This window comes from Novosphingobium sp. CCH12-A3 (assembly GCF_001556015.1).
GTDB classification, from domain to species: domain Bacteria; phylum Pseudomonadota; class Alphaproteobacteria; order Sphingomonadales; family Sphingomonadaceae; genus Novosphingobium; species Novosphingobium subterraneum.
The window spans coordinates 1-16,593 of record NZ_LSIA01000070.1 but is presented as its reverse complement, the minus strand read 5'-3'; the positions used below and the strand labels follow the sequence as shown (position 1 = coordinate 16,593).

At 62.9% G+C, this 16,593-nt stretch carries 15 protein-coding genes; 9 read left to right on the top strand and 6 right to left on the bottom strand.

Annotated features, from left to right (window positions below; all coding sequences use genetic code 11):
• Positions 1–33: 33 nt before the first annotated feature.
• Positions 34–1,587: a cryptochrome/photolyase family protein gene (locus AX703_RS05250; protein ID WP_062343085.1), complete on the top strand. Its 1,554-nt coding sequence runs from the start codon at positions 34–36 to the stop codon at positions 1,585–1,587.
• Here the strand turns inward: AX703_RS05250 and AX703_RS05245 are convergent.
• Complete coding sequence (locus AX703_RS05245) at positions 1,584–2,456, bottom strand: CPBP family intramembrane glutamic endopeptidase (RefSeq protein WP_062343083.1); 873 nt, start codon at positions 2,454–2,456, stop codon at positions 1,584–1,586. The two genes, AX703_RS05250 and AX703_RS05245, sit on opposite strands and share 4 nt — an antisense overlap.
• Entirely contained in the window at positions 2,449–3,504 is a 1,056-nt protein-coding gene (ada, locus tag AX703_RS05240) for a bifunctional DNA-binding transcriptional regulator/O6-methylguanine-DNA methyltransferase Ada (protein ID WP_062343081.1), read from the bottom strand. The genes AX703_RS05245 and ada overlap by 8 nt, the downstream gene beginning before the upstream one ends.
• A gap of 152 nt (positions 3,505–3,656) precedes the next feature.
• On the opposite strand from ada, the gene AX703_RS05235 reads away from it, so the two are divergent.
• From AX703_RS05235 to AX703_RS05200, 8 genes are all read left to right on the top strand, one after another.
• Positions 3,657–5,213: a serine protease gene (locus tag AX703_RS05235; RefSeq protein ID WP_231735387.1), complete on the top strand. Its 1,557-nt coding sequence runs from the start codon at positions 3,657–3,659 to the stop codon at positions 5,211–5,213.
• Positions 5,214–5,391: 178 nt separating this feature from the next.
• Positions 5,392–5,946, top strand: coding sequence for a F0F1 ATP synthase subunit delta (locus tag AX703_RS05230; RefSeq protein WP_062343110.1), 555 nt, complete (start codon positions 5,392–5,394; stop codon positions 5,944–5,946).
• 31 nt (positions 5,947–5,977) lie between these two features.
• Entirely contained in the window at positions 5,978–7,507 is a 1,530-nt protein-coding gene (atpA, locus tag AX703_RS05225; RefSeq protein ID WP_062343077.1) for a F0F1 ATP synthase subunit alpha, read from the top strand.
• Between the two features lie 60 nt (positions 7,508–7,567).
• A complete protein-coding gene (locus AX703_RS05220; RefSeq protein WP_039335060.1) occupies positions 7,568–8,440 on the top strand; it encodes a F0F1 ATP synthase subunit gamma in 873 nt (290 codons plus the stop codon).
• Positions 8,441–8,468: 28 nt separating this feature from the next.
• On the top strand, positions 8,469–9,911 hold the full coding sequence (atpD, locus tag AX703_RS05215) for a F0F1 ATP synthase subunit beta (protein WP_039335064.1): 1,443 nt from the start codon (positions 8,469–8,471) through the stop codon (positions 9,909–9,911).
• Positions 9,912–9,958: 47 nt separating this feature from the next.
• A complete protein-coding gene (locus tag AX703_RS05210) occupies positions 9,959–10,216 on the top strand; it encodes an ATP synthase F1 subunit epsilon (protein WP_039335066.1) in 258 nt (85 codons plus the stop codon).
• A gap of 190 nt (positions 10,217–10,406) precedes the next feature.
• Positions 10,407–11,795, top strand: a complete 1,389-nt coding sequence (locus tag AX703_RS05205; RefSeq protein WP_062343076.1) for an aminomethyltransferase family protein — start codon at positions 10,407–10,409, stop codon at positions 11,793–11,795.
• A 272-nt stretch (positions 11,796–12,067) separates the two neighbouring features.
• Complete coding sequence (locus tag AX703_RS05200; protein ID WP_062343074.1) at positions 12,068–12,907, top strand: beta-etherase; 840 nt, start codon at positions 12,068–12,070, stop codon at positions 12,905–12,907.
• A 27-nt stretch (positions 12,908–12,934) separates the two neighbouring features.
• Here AX703_RS05200 and AX703_RS05195 read toward each other — a convergent pair whose 3' ends face one another.
• The 4 genes from AX703_RS05195 to AX703_RS05180 are packed head-to-tail and all read right to left on the bottom strand — an operon-like array spanning position 12,935 to position 16,195.
• A complete protein-coding gene (locus AX703_RS05195; protein WP_062343071.1) occupies positions 12,935–13,933 on the bottom strand; it encodes a nucleoside hydrolase in 999 nt (332 codons plus the stop codon).
• Entirely contained in the window at positions 13,933–14,676 is a 744-nt protein-coding gene (locus AX703_RS05190) for an IclR family transcriptional regulator (RefSeq protein ID WP_082734423.1), read from the bottom strand. The genes AX703_RS05195 and AX703_RS05190 overlap by 1 nt, the downstream gene beginning before the upstream one ends.
• A complete protein-coding gene (locus tag AX703_RS05185) occupies positions 14,673–15,065 on the bottom strand; it encodes a nuclear transport factor 2 family protein (RefSeq protein ID WP_039335081.1) in 393 nt (130 codons plus the stop codon). Before AX703_RS05185 ends, AX703_RS05190 begins: the two co-directional genes overlap by 4 nt.
• Positions 15,062–16,195, bottom strand: coding sequence for a cobalamin-independent methionine synthase II family protein (locus AX703_RS05180; protein ID WP_039335084.1), 1,134 nt, complete (start codon positions 16,193–16,195; stop codon positions 15,062–15,064). Before AX703_RS05180 ends, AX703_RS05185 begins: the two co-directional genes overlap by 4 nt.
• Positions 16,196–16,593 lie beyond the last annotated feature (398 nt).

The window sequence follows — 16,593 nt, the reverse complement described above, 5'->3', positions numbered from 1 at the left end:
TGAACCAAAACGCCACTCGGCCATTCCGCAAGGATGACCGGCCCCGTCCTCGTTCCGATCCTTGGCGACCAGCTTTCGCCTGACATCTCCAGCCTGGCTGATCGCAAGCCGGACGACACCGTGATCCTGATGATGGAAGTGGCCGAGGAGACCACCTACGTCCTCCATCACAAGGCCAAGATCGCGCTGATCCTCTCGGCCATGCGCCACTTCGCCCAGGAATTGCGCGAGGCTGGCTGGACGGTCGACTACGTTCGCCTTGATGACCCGGAAAACACCGGCAGCTTCAGCGGCGAAGTTGCCCGCGCCATGGCTCGCCATGACGTACGCGGCGTGCAGGTGACCGAGCCAGGGGAATGGCGGGTGCGACAGGCAATGGAGCAGTGGCGCACGGACCTCCCGGTCCGCGTCCGCATTTTGCCCGATAACCGCTTCATCTGCCCCCTGCCCGACTTCTTCGAATGGGCGGCAGGCCGCCACGAGTTGCGCATGGAATGGTTCTACCGTGAAATGCGCCGCAAGACCGGACTTCTCATGGACGGTGACAAGCCAATGGGAGGTCGCTGGAATTTCGACGCGGAAAACCGGAGAGGACCCGAGAAGAGCCTCGCGCCGCCAGTTCTCCCCGCGTTCAAGCCGGACGAGGTGACGCACGAGGTTCTCCAAATGGTCGCCGAACGATTTGACAGGCACTTCGGCTCGCTCGGCAACTTTGCCTGGCCGGTTTGCAGGGCCGAGGCGGAGCAGGCAAGAGACGCCTTCCTCAAGGACCGTCTGCCAATGTTCGGCAGGTATCAGGACGCAATGGTGACGGGGCAGGATTTCCTGTTTCACGCCGCACTGTCCCCCGCGATCAATATCGGCCTCCTGGATCCGCTCGACCTCTGTCGCCGTGCCGAGACGGAATGGCGCGAAGGCCGCGCACCACTGGAAGCCGTCGAAGGCTTCATCCGCCAGATCATCGGCTGGCGGGAGTACATCCGCGGCATGTACTGGCTGGAAATGCCGGCGCTCGCCGAAGCCAACGGCCTTGATGCCCACCGTCCGCTACCCGACTTCTACTGGACGGGCGACACGCAGATGCACTGCATTGCCGAATGTGTCCGCACCACGCGGGACAATGCCTATGCCCATCACATCCAGCGGTTGATGGTGCTCGGCAATTTCGCTCTGCTTGCCGGCCTTGACCCTCGGGAAGTGGCGGAATGGTATCTGATCGTCTTTGCCGATGCCTATGAATGGGTCGAACTGCCCAACGTGGCAGGCATGATCCTTCATGCCGACAAGGGCCGTCTGGCGTCCAAACCCTACGCGGCCAGCGGCGCCTACATTGATCGCATGAGCGACTATTGCGGCAAATGCACTTACGACGTGAAGCAGAAGACCGGCCCCGGCGCCTGCCCGTTCAATGCACTCTACTGGCATTTCCTCGCGCGGAACGAGCAGAAGCTTTCCGCCTATCACCGCCTCGCTCAGCCCTATGCCACGTGGCGGCGGATGAGCGAGGACAAACGCGCGGAGTATATCCGGAGCGCGGACGCCTTCCTCGAAACGCTTAAGCCCGCAGAGCCCGGTTGGGCGCGCTAACGCCTGACCCACATCGGCGGCCTGATCCCTCCTTGCCGCACGACCCGCACCAACAGGAACAGGCCCGCTCCCGTGGCGACCAGCATCGCAATCACGCTGGCTTCAAGCCCGAAGGCTCCACCCGTCAGCCAATCTGGCCCGTTGCGCGTCGTGACCAGCAATCCGTCAGGCACTGCGCCCCCTGAAACCGGCACGCTGAACACCCAGCCCTGGGTGAAATTCCACGCGGCATGAATGCCGATCGGGATCCACAGCCTTCGTTTCCAAAGGTATGCCGCGCCGAGCAGGATGCCGGCTTCCATGGCAATGGCGAAGGCGGCAAAGAAGGTCGCTCCCTCGTTTCCCAGATGGGCCGCGCCGAACAATGCCGCGGTAATGCCAAGCGCCGCCCAGGTGCCCAGCATCGCCTCGATGTGTCGCAGCAGGATGCCCCGGAACAGGATTTCCTCGATCGTCCCCGATGTTACCGCCATCGCCAGCATGGCCCACAAGGCCCCAATGCCGTTCACGCCTTCGACCGCAAACCCGCCCAACGCGGCAACGATCCCTGTCATGAAGCCGAACAGCGCGGCCCCGATGAAGAATCCAAGAGACACTTCACGCCCGAACATGACCAGCGGCAGTTCATCGTTCCCGCGTCGCTCGATCCATCGCCGACAAGCGAGGTACGTCGTGATGGCCAGTGCCGCGATGATCAGGGCGGCAAGAAAGTCCAGGAAGGTATCGTCCGGCACCACCCTCTTCAGCAACAGCGAAGCCAGCGATGCCACGAAGGCGACAAGCCCGAATTCGATGATGATCAGGACCGCGGGAAAACCGACGATCCGCCGCAACAAGCTTGGCTTTGTCGGTCCGGACACATCATTCATGCTGGCTCCCCTTCTGGTGCCGTTCCTTGTCGAGCAACCGTTGCTTGATCTCGAGCCCGTAGGCGTAACCACCGAGAGAACCGTCCGACCGGATCACGCGATGACAGGGAATGAGCACCGCCACGTTGTTCGCCCCGTTTGCGGTGCCTGTTGCGCGCACCGCGCCCGGTTTGCCAACGGCTGCCGCGATCTCTGCGTAGGAGCGGGTCTCACCAGGCGGTATCTGTCGCAAGGCCTGCCACACAGCCTCCTGAAATGACGTTCCCTTCACGTCGATCGGAATATGAGAATGATCGCCCGGAGCCTCGACGGCCGCGATGACCTCCTCCAGCAGATTGGCGAAATCCGCCCCCCCTTCTTCCAGCGCGGCCTCGGGAAAGCGCCGCCGCAAAGCTTCGTCGCTCTCGTTGAACGCCAGACGGCAGATGCCTTTGTCGGTCGCAGCGACGAGCATGTTCCCAAGAGTTGTGGGAACGACTGCCCAGCGAATCCTCACTCCCCTCCCACCATTGACCCAGGCCGATGGCGTCATTCCCAACCGCTTCCCAGCAGCCGAATAAAACCGCGACGGTCCTGAGAAACCGGCATCGTAGATTGCATCGGCAACCTTTTCCGTTCCTGAGAGCGCCTCGGCCATCCGGGCATTTTGCAACGCCCGCGCATAGGCTGTTGGCGACAGTCCCGTTGCCTTGGCAAATACGCGCTGGAAGTGAGTGGGCGAATACCCGCAGCGTTTCGCCAGATCGGCCAGACCCACCGGTTGGCCCGCCGACTTGATAGCCTCGATAGCCGTCAACACGGCGCGCTCGTCGCGCGATACATCATCGGGGGAGCAACGCAGGCAGGGCCTGAGACCTGCCCCACGTGCAGCCTCCCCATCTGGGAAGAAGCGCACGTTTTCGCGGCGGGGATGCCGTGCAGAGCAGGACGGTCGACAGTAAATCCCCGTGGTCAGCACACCTGTGACAAAATGGCCATCATAAGAGCGATCGCGTGCCAGCACCGCCGCCCACGCCTCGTCGTCGGCAATCTTCGATCCACTCGTCATAGGCTTTCGATAAAGCTCCGAACGATAGCTGCAAGCCCGCGTCGCCTTGTGCATGGTCACATCTCCTTCTTGTGGAGAGTTTCTGCCCGCGCTCCATGCCAAAAGCGTCCCGCACCTTGCGGTCAAAGCAATATGGCGCAAAAAGCGGGTACATGCGTGTCGCCAAACAGATAATTGCCCTCCTTGCAGCTCTTTTCGCATTGGTAGCGACGCCTGTCGCCATGGCCGACCCGGCCGACATCAGCGCGGCAAGCCGCTCCGTGGTTCGCGTGGTGATCATTGAAAGCGACGGCGATCGCGCCCGGCTGATTACCCATGGCACGGGATTCGCCGTGACCCCGAACCTGATCGTCACCAATGCCCATGTCGTCGAGGAGCTCCGCGGAGACGACACTCTCATCGCCGGTGTCGTCCCCGCCGAGGGCCGCAACGGATATCCGGCCAAGCTGGTCGCCTATTCGCCCGGCAATGACCTTGCCCTGCTGCGCATCGAAGGTGGCGGCACCCTTACGCCAATCACGCTCTTTCCCGGTGCACCAACCGATGGTTCGGAGGTCTATGCCGTCGGCTATCCCGGCAACGTCGATCTGGCGCAAGGCTTGTCGATGGCCGATCTCGTCACGCCGCAGGAAGCGGTCAAGACACGCGGCTATCTGTCCGGGGGCCGCTCCTCGCGGTCATTCGATACCCTCTTGCACACGGCCCCCCTTGGATCGGGAAATTCGGGCGGCCCGCTGCTCGATTCCTGCGGCCGCGTCATCGGCGTCAACTCCTTCGGCACGGTCAGCGACAACAGCACCGATTCGTCCTTCTACTTCGCCATTTCGATGCGCGAGCTTTCGGCCTTCCTGCTCCGCGCCAAGGTCGATGTGCATAGCAGTGGCCTGCCCTGTCGCTCGATCGCGGATCTGGACCGCGCCGAAGCGCAACGCGCAGCCGGAGAACAGGCGCGCTTGGCTGCCGAACGCGAAGCACGCGCGCAAGCCAGCCAGCAGCAGCTCGAAACTGCGCGGCGCGAGGCTGAAATGGCAGTGCTGTCCGAGCGTGACAACGGCATGGCCCTGGCCGCCCTGCTGCTCGTCGGCGCGCTTGGCGTTGGCGGTTGGGGCATGGTCCAGGCCTCACGGCGGCGCGGAAAATTTCAGCGCAAGCACGTCTTTGGTGCTGCGGCGCTGCTTGTGTCCGCTATCGCAGTATGGTTCCTGCGCCCGTCGCTCGCATCAATAGATAGCCGCGCACGGGAAAACCTCGAACAACCCCAGGCGTCTTCCAGCAGTTCGGCAGCGGCACTCGATCGCCCTGGCTCAGGACGCATGATCTGCGTGCTCGATCCCGAACGCAGCCGCGTCACCGTTTCCGATATCACCGATATTCCGATCGAATGGACCGAAACTGGCTGCATGAACGGAAAGACGCAGTACGGCCTCGCCAACGATGGCTGGAGCCGAATCCTTGTGCCGAACGGCGAGGAAACGATCTCGGTGAATTCGTATGATCCACAGTCCCGGACCTACACCGTGGAACGGTTTCTCGTGGGTCTGGATGCCATGACCGAGGCCCGCGCTGCACGCGCCAGGCTCAATGCGCCCGCATGCGGCGCCGGTGAAGAAGCCGCCCGCCAGTTCGGCCAGAACCAGCAGTCCATCAAGGCACTGCTTCCTCCCGAACCCAATGAGCGCATGCGCTACAACTGCCAGCCTCAGCCCTGAGACCTGTCGATCGGACGTCGATCGAAGAAATCACGATCATACCTATGCACAAGAAGCCAAGTCGCATCTTGTCATATGGGCCTGACGTTGCTAGGCGCGCCCCGTCTGCAGGCCACCCGGTGTTCTTCGCCGGGTAATGGTCTGCCTCGGCTTATCCTGGATGAAGGAACTTCGGCGCGTGGAGATTTCCAGCGGCATTACGGCCAGCCTGTCAGGGCGTTACGCCTCGGCATTGTTCGATCTGGCCAATGAACAGAGCTTCGTTTCGGCGGTCGAAAGCGATCTCGAGAAGCTCGGTGCTGCACTGCGCGAATCGGCTGACCTCAAGGGCCTGATCAGCAACCCGCAGCTTGGCCGCGATGCAGCCGGCCGCGCAATGGATTCGGTTGCCGGCCTGCTCGGTCTTGGCGACCTTACGAAGAAGTTCCTCGGCGTGCTCGCTTCGAACCGCCGCCTCTCGGCCCTGCCCGACGTGATCCGCGCCTTCGGCCAGATCGCTGCCGCCCATCGCGGCGAAGTCAGCGCCGACGTCGCCAGCGCTCACCCGCTCGACGATGCACAGATCGCAGCCCTCACTGAAAAGCTGAAGGCCCGTACCGGCAAGTCGATCAAGCTCAAGACCAGCGTCGATCCCGAAATCCTTGGTGGCCTCGTCGTCAAGATCGGCAGCCAGATGATCGACAGCTCGATCCGCACCCGTCTCAATTCTCTCGCCCAGGCGATGAAGGCCTAACGGCCCGCACAGGTTCCAGGAAGGACAGAACATGGAAATCCGCGCCGCTGAAATCTCGAAGGTCATCAAGGACCAGATCGCCAGCTTCGGCACCGACGCCCAGGTCTCGGAAGTCGGGTCGGTTCTCTCGGTGGGTGACGGCATCGCCCGCATCCACGGTCTCGACAAGGTCCAGGCCGGCGAGATGGTCGAATTCGCCAATGGCGTGAAAGGCATGGCCCTGAACCTCGAAGCCGATAACGTCGGTGTCGTGATTTTCGGCTCGGACGCCGAAATCAAGGAAGGCGATGTCGTCAAGCGCACCGGCACGATCGTCGACGTTCCCGTCGGCAAGGGCCTGCTCGGCCGCGTGGTGGACGCTCTCGGCAACCCGATCGATGGCAAGGGCCCGATCGTCGACGCCACCCGCACCCGCGTCGAAGTCAAGGCTCCGGGCATCATCCCGCGCAAGTCGGTGCATGAACCCGTGCAGACCGGGCTCAAGGCGATTGACGCTCTCGTGCCCGTCGGCCGTGGTCAGCGCGAATTGATCATCGGTGACCGTCAGACCGGCAAGACCGCCGTCGCGATCGACACCTTCATCAACCAGAAGGCCGTCAACGCCGGCACCGACGAAGGCAAGAAGCTCTACTGCATCTACGTCGCCGTGGGTCAGAAGCGCTCGACCGTCGCGCAGATCGTCCGCCAGCTCGAAGAGAACGGCGCGATGGAATACTCCATCGTCATCGCCGCTACCGCTTCGGAACCGGCTCCGCTCCAGTACCTCGCGCCCTACACCGGTGCGACCATGGGCGAATTCTTCCGCGACAACGGCATGCACGCCGTGATCGTGTATGACGACCTTTCCAAGCAGGCCGTTGCCTATCGCCAGATGTCGCTGCTGCTCCGTCGCCCGCCGGGCCGCGAAGCTTACCCCGGCGACGTGTTCTACCTCCACAGCCGCCTGCTCGAGCGCGCCGCGAAGATGAACGACGAGAACGGCGCTGGCTCGCTCACCGCTCTGCCGATCATCGAAACCCAGGCGGGCGACGTGTCGGCCTACATCCCGACCAACGTGATCTCGATCACCGACGGCCAGATCTTCCTTGAAACCGGCCTGTTCTACCAGGGCATTCGTCCGGCCATCAACGTCGGTCTGTCGGTGTCGCGCGTCGGCTCGTCGGCCCAGACCAAGGCGATGAAGAAGGTTGCCGGCTCGATCAAGCTCGAGCTCGCCCAGTACCGCGAAATGGCGGCCTTCGCCCAGTTTGGGTCGGACCTTGATGCGTCGACCCAGAAGCTCCTCAACCGCGGTGCACGCCTGACCGAGCTGCTCAAGCAACCGCAGTTCTCGCCGCTCGGCTTCGAAGAGCAGACTGCGGTGATCTTCGCCGGTACCCAGGGCTACCTCGACAGCGTGCCGGTGAACCGTGTCACCGAGTATGAAGCCGAACTGCTCAGCTTCCTGCGCACGCAGCACGCTGAGCTGCTCGGCCTGATCCGCGACACCAAGGACCTTGGCGATGAAGCCAAGGGCAAGCTGGTCGCGGCGCTCGACGCTTTCGCAAAGCAGTTCGCCTAAGTCTTTGAAGTCAACGCCACCCCGTCCAGCGCGGCGGGGTGACGGATCAAGGGAGCCGTCATGGCCTCGCTGAAGGAACTCAAGGGCCGGATCAACTCGGTCAAGTCGACCCAGAAGATCACCAAGGCCAAGCAGATGGTCGCGGCGGCCAAGCTGCGCAAGGCGCAGGCGGCTGCCGAAGCCGCGCGCCCATATGCCAGCCGCCTCGCGGAAGTCATGGGCAGCCTCGCTGCCAAGGTCGCGGGCCAGGACAACGGTCCGCTGCTTATGCGCGGCACCGGCTCCGACCAGCGTCACCTCCTTGTCGTGGTCAACACCGACAAGGGCCTGTGCGGTGGTCTGAACTCGAACATCGTCAAGGAAGCCAAGCTGCAGGCGCGCGCGCTTGAAGCCGCGGGCAAGACGGTGTCGTTCTACCTCGTCGGAAAGAAGGGCCGCGCCCCGATCCGCCGTGACTATCCGAACGGCATCGCCGCCGGATACGATACTGGCAACGTGCGCACGCCCGGCTTCGATGAAGCCAGCGCGATCGCTCGCGAACTCCTCGAGATGTTCGAAGCCGGCAAGTTCGACGTTGCGCACCTCGTCGCGCCGGAGTTCAAGAACGCGCTGACCCAGCTGCCGGTCACTACGCAGATCATCCCGGTCCCCGCCCCCACCAACACCGTCGCTATCGATGCTGTGGTGGAATACGAGCCGGGCGAGGAGGAAATCCTCGAGGAACTGCTGCCGCGCTACGTGACCACGCAGCTCTTCGGTGCCCTGCTTGAGCGTGAAGCCTCGGAACAGGGCGCGTCGATGACCGCGATGGACAACGCGACGCGCAATGCGGGCGAGCTGATCAACAAGCTCACCATCCAGTACAACCGCAGCCGCCAGGCCGCGATCACCACCGAACTCATCGAAATCATCGCTGGCGCCGAAGCGCTCTGACGACGACATAGAAGGCAAGGAAACAACAATGGCCACCGCAGCAGCTACCGGCAAGATCAGCCAGGTCATCGGCGCCGTCGTCGACGTCGCGTTCGACGGCGAACTCCCCGCCATTCTCTCGGCGCTCGAAACCGACAACAACGGCAACCGCCTCGTTCTCGAAGTCGCGCAGCACCTCGGCGAGAACACCGTTCGCACCATCGCGATGGACTCGACGGACGGCCTGACCCGCGGCCAGCCCGTGACCAACACCGGCGCGCAGATCTCGGTGCCGGTCGGCCCCAAGACCCTCGGCCGCATCATGAACGTCGTCGGCGATCCGATCGACGAGCGTGGTCCGGTTGGCGCCGAGCAGACCGCTCCGATCCACGCCAAGGCTCCGGAATTCATCGAGCAGTCGACCGAAGCCGCGATCCTCGTGACCGGCATCAAGGTCATCGACCTTCTCGCTCCTTACGCCAAGGGCGGCAAGATCGGCCTGTTCGGCGGCGCAGGCGTGGGCAAGACGGTTCTCATTCAGGAACTGATCAACAACATCGCCAAGGGCCACGGCGGCGTGTCGGTCTTCGCGGGCGTCGGTGAACGCACCCGCGAGGGTAACGACCTCTACCACGAGTTCCTCGACGCTGGCGTTATCGCCAAGGACGCCGACGGCAACCCGACCCCCGATGGTTCGAAGGTGGCTCTCGTGTTCGGACAGATGAACGAACCGCCGGGCGCCCGCGCTCGCGTCGCTCTGTCGGGTCTGACCATGGCCGAGTACTTCCGCGACCAGGAAGGCCAGGACGTTCTGTTCTTCGTCGACAACATCTTCCGCTTCACCCAGGCAGGTTCGGAAGTGTCGGCACTGCTCGGCCGCATTCCTTCGGCGGTGGGCTACCAGCCGACGCTCGCGACCGACATGGGCGCGCTGCAGGAGCGCATCACCTCCACCACCAAGGGTTCGATCACCTCGGTGCAGGCGATCTACGTTCCCGCCGACGACCTTACCGACCCGGCTCCGGCCACCTCGTTCGCCCACTTGGACGCAACGACCACGCTGAACCGCGCGATCTCGGAGCTCGGCATCTATCCGGCGGTCGACCCGCTCGATTCGACCTCGCGCGTGCTGACGCCCGCCGTCGTCGGTGAAGAGCACTACCAGACCGCCCGCCGCGTTCAGGAAACGCTGCAGAAGTACAAGTCGCTGCAGGACATCATCGCGATCCTCGGGATGGATGAGCTTTCGGAAGAAGACAAGCTCACCGTCGCCCGCGCCCGCAAGATCCAGCGCTTCCTGTCGCAGCCGTTCCACGTCGCCGAAGTGTTCACCGGCATCTCGGGCAAGTTCGTCCAGGTCGAAGACACCGTGCGTTCGTTCAAGGCTGTCGTCGACGGCGAGTACGACCACCTTCCCGAAGCCGCGTTCTACATGGTTGGCGGCATCGACGAAGCGGTCGAGAAGGCCAAGAAGCTGGCTGCTGAAGCCTGATTGAGCTAGCTCCCCGGGCTGGCCCCGGGGAGACCGAAAGGCAAGAGATGTCGCTCCACTTCGAACTCGTCACCCCGGCCCGCCTCGTCCGTTCGGAAGAGGTCCACATGGTTGTCGTTCCTGGCACCGACGGTGAATTCGGCGTGCTGGAAGGCCACGCGCCTTTCATGTCCACGGTCAAGGACGGGACGATCAAGGTCTACAAGTCTGCAGGTTCGGCACCTGAAGAGATCACGGTCCAGGGCGGCTTCGCGGAAGTCGGCGCCAAGGGCCTGACGGTTCTCGCCGAACACGTCGAAGGCTGATTTGCCTTGACCGACACGCAAGGGGGCTGGTCCGCAAGGACCGGCCCCTTTCGTTTTTGCAGAACCGAACCCGGTCGTATGTGTCACATACATTTTTTGCGCAATTCAGCATTCCGAACTTTTCAAGCACGCGAAAATAGGGCAAAGCGACTCCACATCCGCGAAATCGCATCGGGAGAGCCAAGAAACCATGTCCCAGACCCTCGAACAGGTCATCCAGAATGCCGGTGACCTCGTAGACTTCGTCCGCAACCAGCAGGTCGGCCCCAACGTCTATCCCGGTGTTCCGGCAGAATACTCGAACTGGCGCAACGAACAGTGGGCGTGGGCGCACTCGGCGGTGCTCTACAACCAGTCGTACCATATGGTCGATCTGGCGGTTAAGGGGCCTGACGCCTTCAAGATGCTCGAACACCTCGGCGTCAACTCGTTCAAGAACTTCCAGCCCGATCGCGCCAAGCAGTTCGTACCGGTGACGCCCGACGGCTACGTCATCGGCGACGTGATCCTGTTCTACCTCGACGAAAACCACTTCAACCTCGTCGGCCGCGCCCCGACGATCGAGTGGGTCGAATACCACGCTGCTTCGGGCAACTGGAACGTCACGGTGGAGCGCGACGAACGCTGGGCGATGCGCACCGATGGCAAGCGCAATTCGTACCGTTTCCAGGTGCAGGGTCCCAACGCGATGAAGATCATCGAAAAGGCCACCGGGAAGACCGCGCCTGACCTCAAGTTCTTCCACATGACCCGCATGACCATCGGCGGCAAGGAAGTGCGCGCGTTGCGTCATGGCATGGCTGGCCAGCCGGGCTTCGAACTGATGGGCCCGTGGGAAGACTATGGCGCCGTCCACGCCGCGCTGGTCGAGGCCGGCAAGGAATTCCAGATGGCGCTGGTTGGCGGTCGCGCCTACTCGTCCAACACCCTGGAATCGGGCTGGATCCCCTCGCCCTTCCCCGCGATCTACACTAGCGAAGCGCTCCGCCCCTATCGTGAATGGCTCTCCGCCAATTCCTACGAAGCCAAGTGCTCGGTCGGCGGCAGCTACGTGCCCGAAACCATCGAGGGCTACTACACCACGCCGTGGGATCTCGGCTACGGCCCCTTCGTCAAGTTCGACCATGACTTCATCGGCCGTGCCGCGCTCGAAAAGATGGCCGCTGAAGGCAAGCACCGCACCAAGGTCACGCTCGCGCTCGACAACGAAGACGTCATGCGCGTCCAGTCCTCGGCACTGAGCAAGGGCGATCGCGCCAAGTTCATGGAGTACCCGAGCGCGGTCTACTCGATGCACCCATTCGATCAGGTTCTCGCCGATGGCAAGATGGTCGGCCTTTCCACCTGGATCGGCTACACCGCCAACGAAGGCAAGTTCCTGACCCTCGCGATGATGGAACCGGGCTACGTCGAGCCTGGCACCGAGGTCAGCCTGCTCTGGGGCGAACCCAACGGCGGCACCACCAAGCCGACGGTCGAACCCCACGTCCAGACCGAAATCAAGGCCACCGTTGCTGCAGTCCCCTACTCGGAAGTTGCCCGCGACAGCTACGCCGAAGGCTGGCGCACGAAGAAGTAAGTCTCAGGGCGCAAGCCTGACAGCGAGAGCGCCGGCCCATCCCGACGGGTCCGGCGCTCTTTGCATTGTAGCACTTCCTGCGCTGCTAACGCCTTGTCATCCTGAACTTGTTTCAGGATCCATGTCTAAACGCAGGCAGCCTGGTGAGGGGACGGATGCACCCTGAAACGAGTTCAGGGTGACGGCGATCGGGGCACAAATTTCGTTTGTGTTACTAACAATATCTGGCAAAGTGCTGGCGACAAGAACCGAGCCAGAAACCCGAGGATGCCATGGCCGCCAACAATACCATTACCTTCTACGACCTCGCCCTTTCCACCGGTGCGACGATCAGCCCGTTCGTTTGGGCGACCAAGTACGCGCTCAAGCACAAGGGCTTCGATCTCGACGTCGTGCCAGGCGGCTTCACCGGCATTCTCGAACGCACCGGCGGCAAGACCGAGCGCCTGCCTGCCATCGTGGATGACGGCGAATGGGTGCTCGATAGCTGGGGCATCGTCGAGTACCTCGACGCGAAGTACCCGGATCGCCCTGCCCTGATCCCGCACGAAAGCGTGGCCGTCACGCTCAAGGCGCTTGATCACTGGTTCTGGAACGCTGCCGTCGGCCCTTGGATGTTCTGCTTCTGCGCCGACTATCGCGATCTCTCGGTGCCGGCAGACCACGAATACGTCACCCACAGCCGCGAAAAGATGCTCGGCCGCAAGCTCGAGGATGTGCAGGCCGGCCGCGAAGAGCGCCTGCCCAGGATCAGCGCCGCGCTTGAACCACTGCGCGCAGCGCTCGGCCAGCACGAATGGCTCGGCGGGTCGTCGCCCAACTATGCCGACTTCCGTATCATGGGCGGCATCCTGTTCACCGCATCGGTCTGCAAGACTCCGGTCCTTGCCAACGACGACCCGCTCCGTCCCTGGATCGAACGCTGCCTCGATCTCTACGGCGGCCTCGGGCGTCATCCCGGCCTCTTCCCCCTGTTTGGCCTCGAACAGCGCGAAGGCGATCCGGACCTGTTCAACCGCTCGGCTGGCCAAGGCGGCATCTACAAGCGCAACACCGGCCCGGATTCGACCCGCGCCGAAACCCAGCGCATCACCGAAGGAATGAAGAAATAAAAGGAATGGGCCGGAGCGATCCGGCCCTTACTTCCTGAGCTTGGCCAGCATGTCCCCGAACGTCAGCCGCGTGTCGATCGTGGTATAGACGCGGATCGGACGTCCCTTGGGGTTCGGCCTGCAGGTGCCATCGTCCTGCACCGTAGGCGCAGGCACAACGGCGTAATCGCTCGAAGAAGGGTCAGGCTCAAACGCGGACTGAAGCACCGTCAGCGTGACCAGCGGGCTATCGCCCAAGGCATAGGCTTCGCCCACCTTAAGCCCCATCTTCGCTGCGGCCTCGGACAGTCCGGATATCTGACCCGCCAGCCAAGCCCCGGTCCCGCCATTCTCCTTCATCGCTTGGAGTTCGGCCATCGAGAATAGCATTCGCCGATACGTGTTGCGCGGCACTTGCCATATCGCAACCTCGGAGCGGTTGAAGACGACCTGTGCTGCGGCAACGTCAATTGTAATGTTGTACTCGCCCGGAGATCCACCCGGCACGGGCAGGCCAAGCCCGGGATACTCCGGCCCGCCAATCCACACCAGCGTCAGCCGCTTGGCGATGCGCGGCTCGATCAGCAAGGCTGAAGCAAGATCGGTCAACCCGGCCCCGGCGCAATAGAACAACGGCAGGGGATCGTCCCGCATCGCCTCTGCAATGATCGCATCGACCGCTGCCGAGCGCGCCGGGACGAACGCGGAGACCATCGCTTTCTCCGACCCGACGTGGACGGGAACCTTGCCGGTCAGCCCCATGACTCCAAGCAATTCGCGGGCCTTGTTTGCTCCATCCGTTGCCTGATGCTCTGATTTTGCCCAGATTTCATCGACATGAAGATGCGATCCGATGATCGCCCGCACTTCGACCGAAGGCGAGCGCAAGTGGTGCGCCAGCTGGAACAGCCCGTCCGGGTCGCCGGAAAAGTCGTTATCGCAAATCACGCGAAAGCGACGTTGGTCTGCCGAGGCTCGCGCCAGGCCGGGTACGACCACCAGAGCTGCAGCGGCGTGCAATAGCCCCAGAAAAGACCTGCGCTTCATCACTTTACCGCTCCTGCCACGCGCAGCAAAAGTTGGCGCACCCGCTCGGCCAGTTGTTCATCGAATCGTACCGCAGGGACAGCCACGCTGAACGCACCGGCAAGCTGCTCGTCGATCCATACCGGGACCGCCATGCCGCATATCCCGACCGTCGCTTCTTCCTGGGCGAGGCTGAAGCTAGTGGCCATGATCTGCGCAAAGTCGGCGCGAAGCTCCGCCTCTGTGGTCCTTGTCTGCGGCGTCAGCTTGGCGCGTTCGGTCTCGGCGAAATAGCGCTCCATCTCGGCCGGCGGCAGCCACGCTGCCATGATCTTGCCGGCGGCCAGTGCATGGAGCGGGCGTCGCGTGCCAGGGTCGACGGCATAGCGCAGCGCCTGATCGCTGGCCTCTGTGACCAGCGCTTCGACTTCCCAGCCACGGCGCACCATGAAAGACGATGTCTCGTTCAACTCGCTGCGGAGGGCGCGGACCAGCGGCGCCACCCGATCCTCAAGCGTCAGTGCCGTTTCAGGGGCTCGCAGCCGCTGCAGGCCCGGCCCCGGCAAATAGCGTCGCCCTTCCCGCGTCAGGTATCCACGCTCGGTCAAGGTGGCGAGCAGATAGGACAGGCTGCTGACCGGAATGGCCAGCGCGCCCGCAATCTCCTGGGCCACCGCGCCCTGCCGATGCGCCACGACGTACTCGATTACGTCGAGCGTCCGCATCGCCGACTTGACGGGGCTGGATGCGGTTGGTGCGTTCACTTGAACGTCAGGCTGCCCCGGCGCTCTGCGAACCGCCAGCCGTCGGCGGTAAGCGCAAAGCGATCGTGGAAAGAGCCGACGAGCGGGGCGCCGTCGCCCGTGAACAGCAGCATGGCGCTGGTGCCGCGTGCAGTCGCCGGCCCTTCAACATCGATGACCACGTTCGAACAGACATGTCGTGTGGTGCGCGGCGGACGCGCCTTGAACGCGGCGAGGATCGCTTCACGTCCCACTACTCCCTGATCTGGCGCGGTCGGGCGGTACATGACACCATCCTCTGTATAGAGGGCTGCCACTTCCTCCCAACGCGCCTCGTCGTTCAGGTTGGCATAAAGCGCAACCAGCCGGGCGCAATCATGCTCGGCCGCGCGGCGGTCTTCCGGACTCACAGGCGGCTCGCTGCGATGTCTGCGCCTTCGCGCAGCGACTTGAGCTTGCGCCACGTCACGATCGGATCGAGCTTGCCATAACCGGCAAATGTGCCGAAGCCGCAGTCGGTGCTGGCGACCACGCGGTCCACGCCGACGAAGCTGGCAAAGCGCTCGATGCGCTGGGCGATCAGTTCGGGATGCTCGATATAGTTCGAGCAGGTGTCGATCAGGCCCGGCGCAAGGATCTTGTGATCCGGCAGCTTCGCGTCCCTCCACACCGTCCATTCGTGTTCGTGGCGCGGGTTGGCGCCTTCGAACAGGATCGTGGCGGGTCGGGCCTTGATCACGATGTCGACCACGCGTTCCAGCGGGATATCATGATCGTGGGGGCCTTCGTAGTTGCCCCAGCAGATGTGCATGCGCATCTTCTCGGGCGGAATGTTGGCTGTCGCAGCGTTCAGCGCTTCGACGTTGGCGGCGGCTACCTTGAGGAAGTCCTCTTCCGACATGTCCTGATAGCCGGTGTGACGGCTCATCGCGAGATCGGGACAATCGAGCTGGAGGTAGAAGCCCGCGTCCACGATCGTCTCGTACTCCTCGCGCATCGCATCGGCGAGGTCGGCGAGGTAAGCTTCGTGGGTGGGATAGTGGCGATTGACCTGGAAGGCGGTGATCAGGCCCGGCGAGGCCGCATTCATGAACGCTTCCGTATCGGGCGCTGCGTGCTTTTCCAGCGCCGCCTTGAAGCGGCGGATATCGTCGTGCAGCGGCTGCAGCGTGACCTTTCGCACCGGCCCGATGCACGAAGCGCGGACGAATTCCTGGCTGCCCATGATCGCCGAGAGCTTCTTCGCAAGATTGGGCACTTCGGCAAGGTCAGCAGCGGGCTTGCGATCGATGTGGCCGCCGAAGCCGGAGAGGCGCTCGATCATGTACGTGGAGTAGCCGACCTTGCCGAGTTCGCCATCAGAGACCACCGAGACTCCGGCATCGACCTGCATCTTCACCGCGGCATCGACGGCGGCCGAAACTTTCGCGTCGAAATCTGCGGCGTCGTAAGGCTCACCCTTGTCCCGGGCGAGGAGCAGAGGCGTCAATTCATCCCCGCGCGGGAGGCTGCCGACGTGGGTTGTCTTGATCTTGGCCATTTCAGTCGCCTCTCCCTCAGTTCATATCCATGAAAAATTCATAGAGAACTTGGCGGGCGAAACAAGGGGAATTGCTGGCTTTTGCGCGGAAACGCCGCGGGAGGGAGTTTACGGGTTTACAGTGTCCTGAGAAAAATGCCGCAACCGCCCCGGGTACACTTCAAGCGGCAGATCAAAGCACTGAGCCATCATTCCCCACGCCAACGACGCTGCCATATTTCCATGCTGTAGGACAGCCCTGCCGATCAGCGGCAACGAATTGACACTGCCTTGAGCCGGAATGGGACAAACGGACAGAACCCCACAATATTCCAGCGAATTCATTCAAGTTGGATCCGTCGTTAGAGCCCGATCCGAAACTAAGTTGAGTGGTATCAGTGGGTTAGCTTGACGACCCG